Below are 17,494 nucleotides of genomic sequence, written 5' to 3' on the forward strand. Positions count from 1 at the left end.
ACTTTTGGAATTTAGGGTTTTGGAATTTAGGTTTAAAATATTTGCAATTTAATTTAAATTATGATAAAATTTAGTTACCCTGCTTTGTGGTAATCCACTAGGGCAAAATCCAAAGGGAAGGAGAGAAAAAGAAATGACAAATTATGAAATTATGTTTATTCTTTCAACTCAATTAACAGAAGAAGAAAAGAAAGCAAATGTTGAGAAAGTAGAATCTATCTTAACACAAGCTGGAGCAACTGAAGTTAAAACTGAGATAATGGGAGATAGAAAATTAGCATATCCAATTAAGAAAAAAGAAAATGGATACTATGTATTAACTAAATTTGCTATGGACGGTGTTCAATTAGCAGGAGTAGAAAAAAAATTAAACATATCTGAGTACTTAATGAAATACATGATAGTAAAATTATAAGGTTAAAATAAATTATTAGGGGGAAAATATTATGAATTACGTATCATTATTAGGAAGACTTACAAGAGATCCTGAAGTTCAATACACAGGGACAGGAAAAGCTTATTTAAGATTTTCTATTGCAGTTCAAAAAGATAACAATAGGGAAGAAGTTGACTTTATTAACTGTGTAGCTTGGGAAAAAAGAGCAGAAACTATAGGACAATATTTTAAAAAAGGAAGTAGAATACTTATTACAGGAAAATTATCAGTAAGCAACTATGAAACTAAAGAAGGAGAAAAAAGAACATCAACTGATGTTATTTTAAATAGCTTTGAATTCATAGATTCAAAATCTGATTCAAATGTAGCAAGCAGAGAGTTTACACAAAGTAAATCATTTGAAGCTCCAAAAGAAGAAATTCTTGTAGATGAAGAGGATGACTTCCCATTCTAAAAAATAGGAGGAAGAAATGAAACCAGTTGCTGAATTCAAAAAAAGAAAAAGAAGACCAAAAGTTAAATTCAAAATTGAAGATATAGATTATAAAAATGTGGATTTATTAAAGAACTTTATGAATGATAAAGGGAAAATATCTCCATCAAGAGTAACAGGGTTAGATGCTAAGATTCAAAGAAAAATTGCAAAAGCAATTAAAAGATCAAGACAAATAGCATTATTACCATATACAAAAATAGAAAAATAAGAATAAACTAGCTAGATGAAAATCTAGCTATTTTTTTACACTTTACTTAATACTGAAAAATTTTAAAATAAAATTTGCTTTAAAACACCTGTTTTTAAAGGTTTAAGACTGTTTTTGAAAACTTGAAAAATGATTTCTGATAAGGTAAAATACTGATACTAAATATAGAAAGGTTAAGGGAGTATGAAGAAAATATTGGTATCATTTTTCTTATTTTTTTCAATGTTAATGGCTAATTTTAAAGGAGAAATAAAAATTGGTATAGAAGAGAATAGAGAGGGGTTATTCTTACAAAATAGTTTTAAAAGAGAATTTTTAAATGATGTTATTGAAAGAAAAATAAGTCCATTTAAAATTAATCTAAGTTATTCAGATAATATTGGTGTGGAATTTGCGATTAATAAGAATAAATCAAATAAAATAAGGATAGATACATATAACTATAACTTAGGTTTAAACTTAAAAACACCAGAATTTAAAAAAGTAAGATTTGGATATGGATTTAAATATAATATTGGGGATGATGTGTATCATAAGGTAAGAGATAATAATATTTTACATAAAATTTCTTTAGAATATGATAATAAACTTAAAACAAATTTTAATATAGAAAAAATAGAAAATGAAATATTATCAAAAGAGTTAGGTATTGAATATATTTTAAAAGATTTGGGTATAACTTTGGTATATAAGCATAAAAAAACAGAAGATGAAACAAGGCATTTGATAGATATGAAGAATAAACAATCAAAAATATCTTCTGAAGATGATGGGCATAATCATGGTGGTCATTTAAATGAATTATCTAAACTTGAATTTAGTATTAGACATGCAGAATCAGAATATGGGGGTAAATATAAATTTAGAAATAATTCAAACTATTTTTCTATAAATAAAAAATTAAATATATTAAATAATAAAATAGATTTTACAGCAAGTTATAGAAAAAGTAATTTACATAGTAATTTAGCCAATAAAATAGTTTCTAAAATAACTGGTAAAAATCTAGTTTTAGATGCTCTCTTAAAAAGAGAAATTATTAAAAATTTTGATTTTAATATAGGAACAAAATTTACATATTTAAACTTAAATCAAGATATATTTGTTAAAGAAAATAATAGGGGAAGGAAAAATTTTGAATTAGAATTATTAGGTTCTAATGTATATAAGGGAATAAATGAAATTGAGGGAACACTTAAAACAACTTTAACATATTTTTATCCATTAAATAAAAAGTTTAATCTATTATTAGGTATGGATAATAATTTTACTCTTAATGCAAGATATCAAGATGTATATGAACAAGCATATAATAATAGAAAAAATGCTTATGAAGGAGAAAAACAAAGAATAAAAAATATGTTAGAAAATCAAACAGAAGATGACAAGAAAAAAAGAGAAGAAGAATTAAAAAAACTAAAAGAAAATATAGATAAAAAACAAAAAGAAATTGATGATTACAAGAAAAAGAAGGATTTTACTTCAGAAATAGAAAATGCTTTAGAAAAACAAAAAAGTAGAAGAGATGATTTAGAAGATAGAAAAAAAGAAATTAAAGATGAAATAAAAGAAAAAACATATGATAAAATAGAAGAATATTTTAAAGAAAAACTTGAAGAATTAGCAAAATTAGAAAAAGAAAATAATATTAGTAGTAAGAATTATAGTAGTTTTTTAATGGTAAGTAGAGAGAAAACAAGAGAAAAAAGAAAAGAAAAAATTAAAGAAATATCAGATAAATTGAATATTAATGATAAAGAAAAATTTGCAGAAAAATATGAAAAACTATTAGAATACAGAGGTAACGGATTATATGCAAGTGTTAAATCAAAAATACTTATAGATTTAACAAAATTAAATAATAAGAAGAATATGGAAGAAAGAAAATATAATGAAAAATACAATGAATTTAATGTAGATGAGAATGTAAAAAAAGCCTTAGATATATTAGATGAAAGCAAGAAATTAACTTTTGCATTTAAATATATTAATAGGTCATATGTGGCATTAAGATATGAAATGATAGATAACCTTTATTTAAATACATCTTTTTCTACAACTTTAGAGTTAAATAAAAAGCTTAAAAAAGGCAGTAAATTAAAACATCATATACATTTAAACCCTAAAATAGAATTGAGATATGTTTTTTAGAAAAGAGGTAAAATGAAAAAATTTATTTATACTTTTATACTTATATCAATATTTTCTTGCTCATCAGTTATACAAGAATACAAAGAAGAAAATATAAAAGATGAACTCATAAATTCAAGTCATAGTGAATGTGGCTGTGTAGATGGGGAACATAATCATTAAAATATATAGAGAATTTCAGTAGCTTTAGAAATTCTCTTTTTTAATATTTTAAATAATAGATAATTAATAAGTGTAATAACAGAAATAGATAAACAGATTTAAATTTAAGTTTTTTAGTTTTATGTCTAAATAAATTCATTCCAATAATAGCTCCAAATGGTCCTAAAAAAGATAATGAAAGTAATGTTTTTTCTGAAATTCGAGAAATATTATTTATTGCAAAAAATTTATCTATTCCAAAAAATATAAATGCAAATAAATTAATCGTTAATAATAAAAACATATAAAATGTCCTTTCATAAAAATATATATAATTTTATCAAAAAATAATTTAAACTTCAATTTAAACATATATCATTTCCTCTAATACTATCCTTTTTTATATTTTCATGATAGAATATATTAAAATAAAAGGAGAATGGTTAATATGAAAGTATATTTAGATAATGCTGCAACTACAAAAATTTTAGATGAATTTAAAGAAGAATTATTAAATATATATACAACATATTTTGCAAATGCTTCATCATTGCATAGTCCTGGTAAGAAAACAAGATATATGTTAGAAAAATCAAGAGAAGTAATAGCAAAAGATCTCAATGTATTAACTAATGACATTTTCTTTACTTCAGGAGCTACAGAATCTAATAATATGATACTTAAAGGTGTAGCATTAAGTAAAGGAAAAGGACATATAATTACTTCATCTATAGAACATCTCAGTATATTAAATGTTTGTAAATATCTTGAAGAAAAAGGTTTTACTCTAAGCTATATTAAACCCAATAATAAAGGGATTATTGAAGCTAAAGAAATAGAAAAAAATTTAAGAGAAGATACTATACTTGTAACTGTTATGGCAGTTAATAATGAAACTGGTGTTAGGATGCCTATAGAAGAAATAGGGAATATGCTTAAAGAAAAAAATATTTTTTTTCATAGTGATATGACACAGTTAATATTAAGGGAAAAATTAGACTTAGCACTATTTAATGTAGATGCTATTTCAGCCTCTTTTCATAAATTTCATGGTGCAAAAGGTAGTGGATTTGCATATATTTCATCTAAACATTCAATAGAAAAATATATACATGGTGGACATCAAGAAAAAAATAGAAGAGCAGGAACAGAAAATGTCCATTCTATAATATTTTCTGCTAAGGTATATGAATATTTATCAAATAATATAGAAAATAATATTAAATACATTAAAAATTTAAGAGATTATCTAATACAAAATTTAGAAAAATTTGGAGATAAGATCATATTAAATAATTCAGAAAATACTATACCACATATTATTAATATACAAATAAAAGATGAAGATATAGAATATCTTTTACCTTTATTTGATATGAGAGGTATTTTTTTATCAGGAGGTTCAGCATGTCAAAGTGGTGCAATGAAAGCATCTAATGTTTTAATGGAACAAGGACTTAGTGAAAAAGAAGCTAAATCATCTATAAGAATAAGTTTATCTATACAAAATAAAAAGGAAGAAATAGATTATTTCATAAAAGTGCTAGATGATATAATAAAGTAAGGAGGTTTAAACATGCTAAGAAGAATACACACAGAATATTCATTGCTTGAAGGTGTAGGTAGTGTTGAAGAATATGTACAAAAAGCTAGAGAAAACAATATAAAAGAACTAGCTATTACAGATTTTGGCATGTTTGCAACTCTTAAATTCTATAATGCTTGTAAGAAAAATAATATAGTTCCAATAATAGGAATAGAAATATATTTAAAAGGATTTTTAGATAATGAAAATACATATACTCTTACAATACTAGCAAAAAATGAAAAAGGAGTAAAAGATATATATAAGTTATCGACAATAAGTTATGAAAGAAAAGAATATGAAAGAAACTATATTTTATTAGATGACTTATTAGAACATAGTAAAGATATATATATTTTAAGTGGTGGAGTTAATTCAGAACTTGTAAGTTATGTTTTGAAAAATGATTATAAAAAAGTTAAAAAACTTATGGAAATTATGACAGAAAAACTAGATATTATACTAGAAATACCTATGTTTGAAATGTTTGAATATCAAAGACTTATGTTTGATAAATTGGTAGAAGAATTAAATGTTAAAAGTATAGAAGTAAATGAAATATATTATTTAGAAAAAGAAGATAAAATATTACAAAAAATATTTACAGCTATTAAAGAAAATAGAACATTAAAAACAGTTCAAAATGAAAAAAAACAAGATGGATTACATTTTATTGTAACTCAAGAAAATACAAGAGAAGAAATATTAAATGATATAGATACAGTACTAGATAATAAAAATGTTGAATTTCCTTTAATTAAATTACCAAAAGGATTGAATGAAAAAGAATATATAGTTAGTATACTTGAGGAGAGTAAAAAAATAAAATACCCTAATATTACAAAGGAGATTCAAGATAGAATAGATTATGAATTAAATGTAATAGATAAAATGGGTTATATTAAATACTTCCTTATAGTTCATGATTTTATTAAATATGCTAAAGAAAATGATATATTTATAGGTCCTGGTAGGGGGTCTGCAGCAGGATCAATTATTTCATATTTACTAGGAATAACAGAACTTGACCCAATAAAATATGGTTTGATTTTTGAAAGATTTTTAAATCCTGAAAGAATATCTATGCCTGATATAGATGTGGATATAGAGCAAGAAAAAAGAATGGATTTAATAGAATATATTAAAAGGACTTATGGTAGTAGGAATGTAAGCCAAATTATTACATTTTCTACTTTTAAACCAACACTTGCATTAAAAGATTTAGCTAGAGTTTTTGAAATACCTGAAAAGAATATAAGGAAATTACTAGATGAGTCTAAAGAAAAACCTTTAAATGACCTATATGACGGTAGAGAAATGATTAAATCATTAATAGATTATGCTAAAAGAATAGAGGGTAAGGTAAAAAATAGTTCTACTCATGCTGCTGGAGTAATAATTACTAAGGAAGATATGAGAGAAAATCTACCCTTAATTTATGACGGTTATACTAAAGATTATCAAATACAATTTGAGGCTAATGTACTAGAATCTTTAGGATATCTTAAAATGGATCTTTTAGGTCTTAAAAATTTAAATATTGTAAAAAGTGTAGTTAAGAAAGTTAATGAAGATATAGATATAGATATATATAACTTACCTGAATATGAAGAAGCATTTAATTTATTAAATACAGGGAACACTATGGGAATATTCCAATGTGAATCAAGAGGTATTACTCAACTTGCAATGAATTTAAAAATACATTCTTTAGAAGATATCGCCTTATTACTTGCCCTATATAGACCTGGTCCTTTAGAAAGTGGATTAATACCTAGTTTAATTGTTATGAAAAATAATAAGGATATTAAAATTAAGTATACAGATCCTATTCTTGAAGATATATTATCTTCTACATATGGTGTATTAGTTTATCAAGAACAGGTAATGCAAATAGCTCAAAAAATATCTGGATATAGCTTAGCTAAAGCTGATGAGTTAAGAAAGGCTATAGGAAAGAAAAATGTAGAATTATTAAAACAAAATAGAAAAACATTTATAGAAAATGCTACTATACCTAAATACAGGGCAGAAAAAATATATGATTTAATAGATAATTTTGGAAATTATGGATTTAATAAAGCCCATGCTATAAGTTATGCAAATATTACTTATCAGACTGCATATTTAAAAGCGAAGTATCCAAAAGAATTTTTTGCAAGTCTTTTGACTACTGAACTTAAAGTAGAAAAGAAATTAGTAAATAGTTATGCTGAAATGATTAAAAGAAATATTGAAATGTATCCACCTAGTATAAATAAATCAACGGCTGAATTTGAGATAGAAGAAAAGGGAATAAGAATACCTTTAAGTTCTCTTAAAGAAATGTCAGAAAAAACGGCAAGAGAAGTAGTGGAAGAAAGAGAAAAAAATGGAGAATTTACAGATATTTTTGATTTCATAAGTAGATGTAGATTTTTAAATAAGAGTAATCTTGAGGGTTTAATTTATTCTGGTGCTTTTGATGAATTTAATATAGGAAGAAAAAAATTAATAGTTAATTTACAAGATATTATTAAATGGGTTGATAAAAAGAATAAATCACAAACTGATATATATTCATCACTTTTCTTAAATATGAATATGGAAATAGAAGAATATGAGTGGCTAGAAACTGATGAAATGAGTAATGATGATATAATAAAGTTTGAAAAAGAATATGTTAAATTAAGTATGAGAAATACACAAATATTAAAAAATGAAGTTGTGTATAATATATTTAAGAGCAATGAATATGTTATAGGCTACATAGAGTCTGAAAATAGTAAGGTTACTAAGAAAAATGAAATTATGAATATAGTAAACATTTTAACACTTGAGGGAAGTAAAGAATATTTAATATTTCCTAAAGAATATATGAAGTTTTCTAAAGTAATACAAAAAGGAAATATAGTATGCTTTAAGGCAAATAGAATGGAAAATAATAAATATAACATATCTGATATTTTTGGAATAAATGATTTTTCAAAATATAATATTAGTGTAAAAATAAATGAAGATTTTGAATATAAAGAAGAGTTTAAGGAGTATATATTAAAACATAGAGGAAATGATACATTGAATATATATTTTGGAGTAAATAATAAAAAGAATGTAAAACAAATTAATTTAAGTAAAGAATTTATAGAAAAAATGATATCTCTTCTAGGACAAGAAAATGTTAGACTACAAATAAAAACTTGAATAAAGAATATTCAATTGATATAATAAGATATAAGTAAAAATAGGAGGACTAATATGAATAATTTTGGTAGAATTGAAATATCTCCAAGTGTGATAAGCGATATAGTTTTAGAAAGTGTTTCAGAGGTTGATGGAGTCGTAGGAATTTCTGATAAAACAAGTAAAACTCAAGGTATAAATATGTTAAAAAATTTAACTAAATTAGGAAATGTTAAATTTATAGATGTAGAATTAGGTGAAACAGAATGTGTAATAGATTTAGGAATAGTTGTAGAATTTGGTAAAAATATAGTTGAAGTTGTTAAAACATTCCAAGAAATTATTAAAACAAATGTTGAAAAATTAACAGAAATAAGAGTAAATGAAGTAAATGTTAATGTAACTAATATAGTGAAAGTAAATAAGGAGGAAGCAAATGTTTAGATTTTTATCAAGTTTAATTAAGGTATTAGTTTTATTAAGTTTACCAATTTTAGGATTTATGACTATTTCAGATACATTTTTTGATACAGTATATTTTAATGAAGTAATACCATATATAGAATATTTAAGATTTGTTGGATTTTTAGCTATAGGATATTTAATAATTTTATTATTATCTCTATTAGAAAAATTATTTAAAAAACCTAAAGCAGTGAAATCTCAAGGTAAAAACGGGAAAATAGAAGTAGATTTAAATACAATTAATGAAATATCTAAGGTATTTTTAGAACAAAAACCTTTAATTAAAACAGCTAAAGTAGTTTCTTATTCATATTTTTCAAAGATATTAATTAGTGTAAATGTTGAAACATATAATATAGAAAACTTAAATGATAGATTATCAGTTATACAAAATGAGTTGAAAGAATACATAGTTCTTATGACAGGAGTAGTAGTTAAAGATGTAAGTCTTAAAATTGTTAAGATAAATCAAGAAAAAATATTTGACACAGTTACTGTAGAAGATGTATCTTTAAGTGAATTAACAGATGAAGAAATAGTTGAAACAACACCAGAATTTTAGATTGGAGATAGGAATGACCCAAAGGGAAATAAGAGATGAAATTTTCAAAATATTATTTGAGCATGAAGTAGTTAATTCTGATATTATATTAAGAAAAAATGAAGTGCTTGAAACTTTAAAAATTAGTAATGCTAAAAGAGAATTTTTAGAAAATTATTTAAATAATTTTATGTTAAATGAAACTGAAATAATAGAAAAGGTAAAAGAAAAGATAAAAGGTTGGACTTTTTCAAGACTGGCAACACCAGAAAAAGTAATACTTAAAATGGCTTTTTTTGAAATATTATTTGAAAAAGTAGGTCATGAAATAGTGATAAATGAAGCCGTAGAATTATCTAAAATATATGGAGATGAAAAAACTAAAACTTTTATAAACGGTATTTTAGCAGATTTAATTAAAAGTATAGAAAAATAAAAGGGTTTTGTGAAATAAATGATAAATATTATGTAGGATTTGTGTAGATATACTACAAGGCTCAGGAGTATTTAAATGATGCTATACATTTTAATAAATATAATCGGTTATGAGAATAATTTGATAGAATAAAGGAGAAATATAGTTATGAAAATCAATAATTTATTAGTTAAAAAGAGTAACATAGAGATATTGAAAATAGATAGCCTTGATATTGATGTTTCAAAAAGTATAGCTATATTTGGAGAAAATTGTGCAGGAAAAACTACATTTATAAAATGTATATTAGGTATTGAAGATTATAATGGGAGCATATCTGATTTGATGAGCAATAATCAAATACAGGTTTTGCTACAAAATAATAATTACCCACCTTATGCTAAGGTTAAAGACATAATTAGATTGGTATTAGATAAACAAGAATTGTCATGTTTGTCTGAATTATTTAGAATTTTCAACTTTGAACATAATTTGAATAAAAAAATAGGCTCGTTAAGTGGTGGAGAATTGCAAAAATTGAATTTAATTTTAATATTCTCAAAACCTCATAAATTATTAATTGTAGATGAGATAACTACAGGATTAGATTATTCTACAAGAATGAAATTATTAGAATATCTAAAAAATCATATAGATAAAATGGGTATAGGATTAATTATTGTTTCACATTATTTAGAAGAAATTAAATACTTGTGTGATGAAGTTATAGTTTTAGAAAAAGGGAAAGTATCTAAACAATTAAATACTGAAGATTTCTTGAAAAATTTTATCAAGGAGGGGAAAAATTATGTTTAATAGACCAATTCAAGTAATTATTATTGAATTACGGAATTTGCAGAAAACTATTTTAGGATTATTTTTTTCTTTTATTTTTCCTCTTATTACAATGTATTTTATAATTAATTCATTACCATTAGAATACCAAAAAATGGCTATTCAGGAATATTTCCCTGTATCACTAGCATTAGGTATAACACCTTTAGCGTTACTAACATTCCCAGCTAGTATTTCAAAAGAATATGAAAGTGGTGTGTTTTTGAGATACAAACTATTTGATATATCACTACCCATGGTATTTATATCTAAAATTGTGCTATATTTTTTATTAATGCTACTTCAAATAATCATAATTAGCCTTTTTGCTATTATGACATTTGGTTTAGAATTTCCAAGTTTTGAAGTTACATTCATGTTTTTTACATTGTATATATTAGCTTCATTACCTATGTTTTTAATAGGAACTATCATTACAATTATTACTAAAAATAATATGATGGTACAATCTATTGGACTTACAATTATGTTTATTTTTTTAATACTTTCTAATGCAATGATGCCAGTTAAGAATTTACCAGAGATTATAGAGAGTTTTAAATTTGTAATTCCAACAAATGATATAATACAACAGTTAGGTTCATACTGGAGAGGTATTGATATAGATAAAGTATATTTTCTAATAAAATATCTAGTTTATACAGTATTACTTGTTATTATTATGAAAATAAGTATAAGAAAAGCAAAATTATAATCAAATATAAAAAGAAGAGGTGATTCAAGAAATTTTTTAAATTCTTAATCACCTTTTTGTATTAACTTAATTTTTTTAAAAAATTAAAGAAGTTTTGACTACTTAATTGAGATAGGAAATTTATTTTTCTTTCCATTCCATTTTCATATTTAATTAATACTTTTTTATTCTCTATTTCAACATCTGAAATGTTTTCTATATTTATTTTTAAGAAACCTAAAATTAATATTTTATCATCATAATATATAGTTCCTTGATTAACAAAAATTGTTCCTAGTAAAAATATGGAAAAACCTATCTCAATAGATTTAATTTCTTTAAAATACATACCAAATAATAATCCTAAAATTGATAGGAAATAGAAACTATAAAGAAAAATTTCACTGTAGTCATTTTTCTTAGACTTCATAGAATGTCTTATCTTAAAAAATTCCAAATACAATAAGTATATATTAATAATTAATACTAATGAAGCCAAAAATGTCTAATTTATTTTTACCATTTAAAGTATATAGAAAATATATTGGCACTAAATTTAAAAGATAATACAACATGTTTATCTTTGCTTTTTTCATAAAATGCTTCCCTCCTTAATATTTATACTAAAATCATATCATATATATTGTTAATATGTAAACTATATATTTAATAATATTATTGATAATATAAATGATTGTTAAAATTTTTTATTTTCCTTTTTTAATATCTACTATAGTATTAGTATCCATATATAAACATTTATCACAAATCTTCTCTATGATATCTTTCTCATGACTTATTATAATAAGCCCTATATTTCTCTCTTTTACAATCTTAAGAAAATTTTTCCATATAAATTCCTGTGTAACACCATCTAACATGGTTGTCATCTCGTCAGCTATTAAATATTTTACCTTTGGATTAAAAGCTCTAACAATAGAAAATCTTTGTAATTCTCCACCAGATAGTTCTATAGGATACCTATTTAACCATTCATCTTTAATTCCAAAAAGTTCTAATAATTCCTGGTCTGGTTCATAACTTTCATTAAGTATATCTTTCATTTGCCATAATGGATTCATTATTTTTTCTGGGTGCTGATAAATTAACTGTACTTCTCTAAAAGAATTATCTTGATAAGCCCTATCATCTATAATAACTTCACCACATGTTGGATTTTGAAAATCTGATAACACCTTAGCTAGACTTGTTTTACCACAACCACTATAACCAAAAATTCCAAGAATTTCTCCTTGTTTAAGTTCAAAATTTAAATCTTTAAATATCCATTTATCTTTTTCATAGCAAAAGCCTAAATCTTTAACTTTTAATGACATTATTTAACCTCCAAAAACTTATTTTGAGGTAATGAATTCCATAATTTTTTTGAATATTCTTCTTTTAAATTTTCACCATTACCACTAAAGAATGTACTTGGAACTGTTTCAATTGTTTCTCCATCTTTAAAAACAGTAATTCTATCTGCTATTTTTATGGCAGAAATTATATCATGTGTAATAAGTATTACACTAATTCCAGAATTTGCAAAATCTCTTAATTGTTTTAAAACTTTATCTAGTACAGCTTGATGTATACCTGGAGTTGGCTCATCAGCTATTATAAGTTCGGTATTATCTTTTATACTTGTTGCAAATAAAACTCTTCTTAACATTCCACCAGATAATTGATAGGGATATAATTCTCCATCTTCTTTATTTAATTCAAATTGTTCAAATAATTTTTCTTGTAATTTTGTTTTTTCTTCACAACTTATATTTCTTAATCCAATCTTTATTTGATTTTTAACTTTCATTGATGGATCTAAATAATTTACTGATTGTGGAATAAAAGCTATCTTTTCACCCCTGTATTCTTTTATCTTTTCCTTGTTTAAAATTTCATTGTTATATAAAATTTTTCCATTTATAGTGGCATTAGGAGGTAATATATCCATAATTGCATGAGCTAATAAACTCTTACCTGATCCACTTGCACCTACAATGGCTAATATTTCACCTTTTTTTATTTCAATATTTAAATCTTTAATGGGTGTAGTAGTAAATTTTTTTAATCCTCTACCATATTGTTCAAAAGAAATAGATAAATTTTCTACTTTTAACAATGTTTCTTTCATTTTCCCTCCTATTATAAGTATCTTGTTTGAGGATTATTTAAAATCCTTAATGATTCCCCTATATTATCAAAGCATTTTACTAATAATATTAATGAAATTCCTGGCAGAACAACTAACCACCAATTTCCAAGTGAAATATGTTTAGCAGCCTCTGATAGAATTATTCCTATAGATGGTTGTTGAACTGATAGTCCAAAACCTAAAAATGTCATAGATGCTTCATGTAATATGATATGTGGGAACAATAATACAAAACCTATGAAAATTTGAGGGAATATTATAGGTAAAATATGTTTTTTAATAATAAATAATTTACTTTTACCCATATTTTTTGAAAGTAAAATATATTCTGAATTTTTAATGCTATAAACTTCATTTCTAATTACCCTTGTTAATGCAGGCCAATGAGTTATAGCTGTGGCAATAATAATACCTTTAGCACCTTTTCCAACAGAAAAAGATATTAAAATCATGAAAATAATGTGTGGCATACCTATAAATAAATCTACAAACCACATTATTATTAAATCAATTTTTTTATTACTTGTAGCTGATATTATTCCTAGAGTAACAGCTATACTTACACTTATTGTTGCACCTAATATTCCTATTAATAAAGAAAAGTTTAAACCTTTTATAGTTCTAACAAACATATTTCTCCCTAAAGAGTCTGTTCCAAATATGAAATTACGTGTAGGAGGTAAATTTCTTATAACATGATTTGTTTTTAATCCTTCATCGCTTAAAGCTATATTTAATATTAATATAAGAGCTATTATAAATATAGAAAATGCGATTGACATAACTACTTTTATTCTTGCATCTAATTTCATTTTACCTCCTTAAATTTGGCATTAAAATCTTATTTAATATATCAGATAACATATTACCTAAAAATACAAATACTGCTCCAATAATAACAATTGCTAAAAGAAGAGGACTATCTCCCTTTAAGCCAGCCTGTGTTAATGTAGAACCAAGTCCAGAATATGAAAATACTTGTTCAGCCAGTACAGAACCACCAAATAGTTCTCCAAAGTATGAAAAGTGTAATGTTATTGCTGGTGTTATTGCATTTCTTATACAATGATTTTTAAATATTTCAAAATCATTTTCACCCCTTGCTTTTGCAAAAGTTACATATTCACTATTTAATACATCTATCATCTTTTCTCTTGTATGTAGTGTAACATTTGCAATCCCAAGTATACTTAATGTGAATGCTGGAAGTATTAAATGCCTTATTTTTTCAATGAAAGAAACTTCAGTACTTATAACCCCTATAGGAGAAGATAATCCTATTGGGAACCACTTTAATTGTGCAGAAAATATAAGTAGAAATATAAGTCCCATCCAAAAAGTAGGTACACTTGCTTGTATAAATGAAAATATTTTTATAATTTTATCGAATATTTTACCTAATTTAAATGCAGAAAGAGTACCTAAAATAAACCCTATAACTCCTGATAAGACCCATGATATACCCATTAGAGCAAATGAAGCCATTGCTCTGTTACGAACAATTTCTATAACGGGCTTACTATATATTAATGAATTTCCCCAATTTCCTGTTATAAAATTTTTAAGCCATATGAAATATTGAGTAAATATAGATTTATTTAATCCATAATATTCAGCTATTTTATCATATTGCTCTTTTGTTAAACTCACGTCATAATCAACACTTGCTAATACAGGATCTACTGGTGAATATTTAAGTAAAATAAAAGAAAGAATAGAAACTCCAAAAAGTAAAAATATTAATCGTAAAAGTTTTTTAAAAATAAAAACTATATATTTTTTATTCATTTATTTTCTCCTTGAAAAAGTTGATTTATCTTAAAATTAACTTTAAAATAAACCAACTTTTATTTTTCTTTTATTTATTGTTTTCTTCCCATGTCCATTCATTAATATTTGCTATTAATCCCCAAGCATGTCCATGACTATGTATTCCTTGTTTACCAACATTAATTCTGCTATCTCCTAAATAAGTATGGTTTATTCTAACTAGCCAAACATTAGGTAAATCTCCTTTTATTGATAAACCAGTTTCTCCGTCCCATTGAGCAAGTTTCCAATATTTATTTGCATCTTCAAGATTTGCACTCTTAATAGCCTTATCTAAATATTCAGTAACTTTTGGATTGTTATAGAAAGTTACATTTCCCCATAATTTATGTATTAAATTTGGGTGATATGAATCATATAATGGAACTGGATTAAGTCTTCCACCACCATATAAAACAGAAACTTCATGTATTTTTGTTATAATTTCTTCCCAATCACTACCTACAAGTTTAATATTTATTCCTAAATCTTTGGCTTGGTTTGCAGCTTCTATTGCAATATTAGTTCTTAATTGATCTTTTGTTGCATAGTATAAGTCAAATTCAGCTTTTACACCATTTCTTTCTCTAATTCCATCTGTACCAACTTTCCAACCAGCATCATCTAAAATTTTCTTAGCCATTTCAGGATCATTAGTTTTAATTATAGAATCAGGATTCCAGAATGGCATATCATCAACAATAGAATATGCAGGTTTACCATGTCCATTTAATACAGTATCAATAACTTTTTGTCTATCTAATCCTACATTAAGTGCCTTTCTTATAGCTGGATCACTAGTAATATCATTTCCAACTGGATATCCTTTAGGAGAACTTTCAATAACTCCCTTTTTTTGATAAGGTAGAGATAATCCACGCACGTCATTTGATGGTATGTCAAATAAGCTAACCCCATTAATTTTTTTATCTGCAAATTCAGGTGTTGCATAAATTACATCTACATCTTCTGATTCAAGTGCAGCAAGTGCTGTATTTTCATCTAATAAAACCCATGTCCATTTTTTAAAATGTGGTTCTTCACCATGCCAATGTGGATTTACTTCAAAAATAGCTTGTTCATTTGGTTTGTATTCTACTAATCTATATGGACCAGAACCTATAGGATTTTTTTTGAAATTCTCATTGTAATGAGCCTTAGGTAGAATCCCAATTTCTATTAATTGAGATGAAGCAAAAGTAGATCTAGGTTCTTTTAAAGTAAAGATTACCTTAGTTTTACTTAGTGCTTCTATTTTATCTATAAATGTTAAATCCCAATTTCTACCGTCATTTTTTAACATTTCATATGTAAATTTAACATCATCAGCAGTTACAACTTCTCCATTTGAAAATTTAAAGTTATCATGTAAATCAAATGTCCACATTAAACCATCATCAGATATTTCATAACTTTTTGCTAAATCGCCAACAATTTCTAAATCTGCTGTTCTTTTAAGTAATGAACTATATAATATATGTGTTTCATTGTGTGTACCAAAACCGTCTTTTGGATCAAATTCAGTTATTCTTGAACCCATTGAAATTACAAGTTCGTTAGTAGCTCTCCCCTTTCTATTTCTAATTTTAGATTCATCTTCTTTTTTAACTGAGCATGCAAATAGTAATAATACTAATAGAGTACTCATTAAAAGTGATAAATATTTTTTCATAAGAAATCTCCTTAACTAATTTTAACATTTAGTTCTTTAAATATTAGAGAACTATACATCATTATATATCATTTTAATTATATTTTCAACATTTTTATTTTGATAATCAAAGTATATAAAATACACTGAAATAAAAATAATATGACAAATTTACTAAAATATGTGAGGGAGAAATAAGAAGACTGATTAAAAAAGGGGCTGTTCCGAAATAGCCCAAAATAGAGGAGAGAATTTCTAAATTTTTGGGAATCTCTCCTTTTAAATAAAAAAAATTGAAGCTTATGTTTTAAACTCCAATAAATTCATATTTTTATACAACCTTAAATTGAGGGTCTTTTCCCCTTAAGTATTAGTATGCCTTTTCCTTAAGTTCATATAAATTAATATTTATTTGAAAAGTCTTCTATATATTTTTCTAGTAATATTTTAAGTCCTAATTTTCTATAAGTCACAAAAAACTTGATTTAGAGCAATTTCTACAATTCTGTAAGTTGGAATAAAAAATTAAATTATATATGATTTTTCTTATAATTATAAAATTTCACTTTACATTTTGTGTAATAGAGAGGCTAAGTTATATAATTAACATAATAATATTGGTTAAAAACATTTCATAATATGTAGCGAATTAATTGAAGAATATTAAATTATAGGAAAAAAATACACCTTTAATCTTTGTAGATTTTAGGTGTATAGAATTTAAAGTTTAAATTTTTTTTGCTATAAAGGGTCTTATAACATGATACATTAATAACATTAAAAAAAGGCT

At 24.4% G+C, this 17,494-nt stretch carries 20 protein-coding genes; 12 read left to right on the forward strand and 8 right to left on the reverse strand.

The window, feature by feature from the left end:
• The first annotated feature begins 133 nt into the window (after positions 1-133).
• The 5 genes from rpsF (at position 134) to BT993_RS07325 (ending at position 3,414) form a co-directional block, all read left to right on the forward strand.
• A complete protein-coding gene (gene rpsF / locus BT993_RS03115) occupies positions 134-415 on the forward strand; it encodes a 30S ribosomal protein S6 (RefSeq protein ID WP_072593183.1) in 282 nt (93 codons plus the stop codon).
• Between the two features lie 31 nt (positions 416-446).
• Positions 447-851, forward strand: a complete 405-nt coding sequence (locus tag BT993_RS03120) for a single-stranded DNA-binding protein (RefSeq protein ID WP_072593184.1) — start codon at positions 447-449, stop codon at positions 849-851.
• A 16-nt stretch (positions 852-867) separates the two neighbouring features.
• Complete coding sequence (gene rpsR, locus BT993_RS03125) at positions 868-1,101, forward strand: 30S ribosomal protein S18 (protein WP_012859458.1); 234 nt, start codon at positions 868-870, stop codon at positions 1,099-1,101.
• A 183-nt stretch (positions 1,102-1,284) separates the two neighbouring features.
• Positions 1,285-3,252: a hypothetical protein gene (locus tag BT993_RS03130; protein ID WP_072593185.1), complete on the forward strand. Its 1,968-nt coding sequence runs from the start codon at positions 1,285-1,287 to the stop codon at positions 3,250-3,252.
• 12 nt (positions 3,253-3,264) lie between these two features.
• Complete coding sequence (locus BT993_RS07325; protein ID WP_012859456.1) at positions 3,265-3,414, forward strand: hypothetical protein; 150 nt, start codon at positions 3,265-3,267, stop codon at positions 3,412-3,414.
• A gap of 40 nt (positions 3,415-3,454) precedes the next feature.
• Here BT993_RS07325 and BT993_RS03135 read toward each other — a convergent pair whose 3' ends face one another.
• Positions 3,455-3,697 (reverse strand): DUF1294 domain-containing protein, encoded by a 243-nt coding sequence (locus tag BT993_RS03135; RefSeq protein ID WP_012859455.1) that lies wholly within the window; start codon positions 3,695-3,697, stop codon positions 3,455-3,457.
• A gap of 144 nt (positions 3,698-3,841) precedes the next feature.
• Here BT993_RS03135 and BT993_RS03140 point away from each other — a divergent pair, with 144 nt between their 5' ends.
• The 7 genes from BT993_RS03140 to BT993_RS03170 all read left to right on the forward strand — a co-directional run bounded on the left by BT993_RS03140 (position 3,842) and on the right by BT993_RS03170 (position 11,110).
• Positions 3,842-4,957 (forward strand): cysteine desulfurase family protein, encoded by a 1,116-nt coding sequence (locus tag BT993_RS03140; RefSeq protein ID WP_012859454.1) that lies wholly within the window; start codon positions 3,842-3,844, stop codon positions 4,955-4,957.
• A gap of 12 nt (positions 4,958-4,969) precedes the next feature.
• Entirely contained in the window at positions 4,970-8,161 is a 3,192-nt protein-coding gene (locus BT993_RS03145; RefSeq protein ID WP_072593186.1) for a DNA polymerase III subunit alpha, read from the forward strand.
• A gap of 54 nt (positions 8,162-8,215) precedes the next feature.
• A complete protein-coding gene (locus BT993_RS03150; RefSeq protein WP_072593187.1) occupies positions 8,216-8,584 on the forward strand; it encodes an Asp23/Gls24 family envelope stress response protein in 369 nt (122 codons plus the stop codon).
• Positions 8,577-9,167: an Asp23/Gls24 family envelope stress response protein gene (locus BT993_RS03155; RefSeq protein WP_072593188.1), complete on the forward strand. Its 591-nt coding sequence runs from the start codon at positions 8,577-8,579 to the stop codon at positions 9,165-9,167. Before BT993_RS03150 ends, BT993_RS03155 begins: the two co-directional genes overlap by 8 nt.
• Before the next feature lie 13 nt (positions 9,168-9,180).
• A complete protein-coding gene (nusB, locus tag BT993_RS03160) occupies positions 9,181-9,582 on the forward strand; it encodes a transcription antitermination factor NusB (RefSeq protein WP_072593189.1) in 402 nt (133 codons plus the stop codon).
• A gap of 147 nt (positions 9,583-9,729) precedes the next feature.
• A complete protein-coding gene (locus BT993_RS03165) occupies positions 9,730-10,377 on the forward strand; it encodes an ATP-binding cassette domain-containing protein (RefSeq protein WP_072593190.1) in 648 nt (215 codons plus the stop codon).
• On the forward strand, positions 10,370-11,110 hold the full coding sequence (locus BT993_RS03170; RefSeq protein WP_072593191.1) for an ABC transporter permease: 741 nt from the start codon (positions 10,370-10,372) through the stop codon (positions 11,108-11,110). Before BT993_RS03165 ends, BT993_RS03170 begins: the two co-directional genes overlap by 8 nt.
• A 61-nt stretch (positions 11,111-11,171) precedes the next feature.
• Here BT993_RS03170 and BT993_RS03175 read toward each other — a convergent pair whose 3' ends face one another.
• The 7 genes from BT993_RS03175 to BT993_RS03200 all read right to left on the reverse strand — a co-directional run bounded on the left by BT993_RS03175 (position 11,172) and on the right by BT993_RS03200 (position 16,725).
• On the reverse strand, positions 11,172-11,519 hold the full coding sequence (locus BT993_RS03175; RefSeq protein ID WP_072593192.1) for a hypothetical protein: 348 nt from the start codon (positions 11,517-11,519) through the stop codon (positions 11,172-11,174).
• Positions 11,520-11,562: 43 nt separating this feature from the next.
• Positions 11,563-11,685, reverse strand: coding sequence for a hypothetical protein (locus BT993_RS07560; protein WP_279625209.1), 123 nt, complete (start codon positions 11,683-11,685; stop codon positions 11,563-11,565).
• Positions 11,686-11,796: 111 nt separating this feature from the next.
• Complete coding sequence (locus BT993_RS03180; RefSeq protein ID WP_072593193.1) at positions 11,797-12,426, reverse strand: ABC transporter ATP-binding protein; 630 nt, start codon at positions 12,424-12,426, stop codon at positions 11,797-11,799.
• Complete coding sequence (locus BT993_RS03185) at positions 12,426-13,223, reverse strand: ATP-binding cassette domain-containing protein (protein WP_072593194.1); 798 nt, start codon at positions 13,221-13,223, stop codon at positions 12,426-12,428. The genes BT993_RS03180 and BT993_RS03185 overlap by 1 nt, the downstream gene beginning before the upstream one ends.
• An 11-nt stretch (positions 13,224-13,234) precedes the next feature.
• Complete coding sequence (locus BT993_RS03190; protein WP_072593195.1) at positions 13,235-14,056, reverse strand: ABC transporter permease; 822 nt, start codon at positions 14,054-14,056, stop codon at positions 13,235-13,237.
• A gap of 1 nt (position 14,057) precedes the next feature.
• Positions 14,058-15,032: an ABC transporter permease gene (locus BT993_RS03195; protein ID WP_072593196.1), complete on the reverse strand. Its 975-nt coding sequence runs from the start codon at positions 15,030-15,032 to the stop codon at positions 14,058-14,060.
• 70 nt (positions 15,033-15,102) lie between these two features.
• Positions 15,103-16,725: an ABC transporter substrate-binding protein gene (locus tag BT993_RS03200; protein WP_072593197.1), complete on the reverse strand. Its 1,623-nt coding sequence runs from the start codon at positions 16,723-16,725 to the stop codon at positions 15,103-15,105.
• Between the last annotated feature and the right edge of the window lie 769 nt (positions 16,726-17,494).

Origin of the sequence: Streptobacillus ratti, from assembly GCF_001891165.1 — a bacterium.
Taxonomy (GTDB): Bacteria; Fusobacteriota; Fusobacteriia; order Fusobacteriales; family Leptotrichiaceae; genus Streptobacillus; species Streptobacillus ratti.

Excerpts from the sequence above, each read along its gene's own strand:
- rpsF (WP_072593183.1), top strand. The coding sequence starts at position 134 with ATGACAAATTATGAAATTATGTTTATTCTTTCAACTCAATTAACAGAA.
- BT993_RS03120 (WP_072593184.1), top strand. The coding sequence starts at position 447 with ATGAATTACGTATCATTATTAGGAAGACTTACAAGAGATCCTGAAGTT.
- rpsR (WP_012859458.1), top strand. The coding sequence starts at position 868 with ATGAAACCAGTTGCTGAATTCAAAAAAAGAAAAAGAAGACCAAAAGTT.
- BT993_RS03130 (WP_072593185.1), top strand. The coding sequence starts at position 1,285 with ATGAAGAAAATATTGGTATCATTTTTCTTATTTTTTTCAATGTTAATG.
- BT993_RS07325 (WP_012859456.1), top strand. The coding sequence starts at position 3,265 with ATGAAAAAATTTATTTATACTTTTATACTTATATCAATATTTTCTTGC.
- BT993_RS03135 (WP_012859455.1), bottom strand. The coding sequence starts at position 3,697 with ATGTTTTTATTATTAACGATTAATTTATTTGCATTTATATTTTTTGGA.
- BT993_RS03140 (WP_012859454.1), top strand. The coding sequence starts at position 3,842 with ATGAAAGTATATTTAGATAATGCTGCAACTACAAAAATTTTAGATGAA.
- BT993_RS03145 (WP_072593186.1), top strand. The coding sequence starts at position 4,970 with ATGCTAAGAAGAATACACACAGAATATTCATTGCTTGAAGGTGTAGGT.
- BT993_RS03150 (WP_072593187.1), top strand. The coding sequence starts at position 8,216 with ATGAATAATTTTGGTAGAATTGAAATATCTCCAAGTGTGATAAGCGAT.
- BT993_RS03155 (WP_072593188.1), top strand. The coding sequence starts at position 8,577 with ATGTTTAGATTTTTATCAAGTTTAATTAAGGTATTAGTTTTATTAAGT.
- nusB (WP_072593189.1), top strand. The coding sequence starts at position 9,181 with ATGACCCAAAGGGAAATAAGAGATGAAATTTTCAAAATATTATTTGAG.
- BT993_RS03165 (WP_072593190.1), top strand. The coding sequence starts at position 9,730 with ATGAAAATCAATAATTTATTAGTTAAAAAGAGTAACATAGAGATATTG.
- BT993_RS03170 (WP_072593191.1), top strand. The coding sequence starts at position 10,370 with ATGTTTAATAGACCAATTCAAGTAATTATTATTGAATTACGGAATTTG.
- BT993_RS03175 (WP_072593192.1), bottom strand. The coding sequence starts at position 11,519 with ATGAAGTCTAAGAAAAATGACTACAGTGAAATTTTTCTTTATAGTTTC.
- BT993_RS07560 (WP_279625209.1), bottom strand. The coding sequence starts at position 11,685 with ATGAAAAAAGCAAAGATAAACATGTTGTATTATCTTTTAAATTTAGTG.
- BT993_RS03180 (WP_072593193.1), bottom strand. The coding sequence starts at position 12,426 with ATGTCATTAAAAGTTAAAGATTTAGGCTTTTGCTATGAAAAAGATAAA.
- BT993_RS03185 (WP_072593194.1), bottom strand. The coding sequence starts at position 13,223 with ATGAAAGAAACATTGTTAAAAGTAGAAAATTTATCTATTTCTTTTGAA.
- BT993_RS03190 (WP_072593195.1), bottom strand. The coding sequence starts at position 14,056 with ATGAAATTAGATGCAAGAATAAAAGTAGTTATGTCAATCGCATTTTCT.
- BT993_RS03195 (WP_072593196.1), bottom strand. The coding sequence starts at position 15,032 with ATGAATAAAAAATATATAGTTTTTATTTTTAAAAAACTTTTACGATTA.
- BT993_RS03200 (WP_072593197.1), bottom strand. The coding sequence starts at position 16,725 with ATGAAAAAATATTTATCACTTTTAATGAGTACTCTATTAGTATTATTA.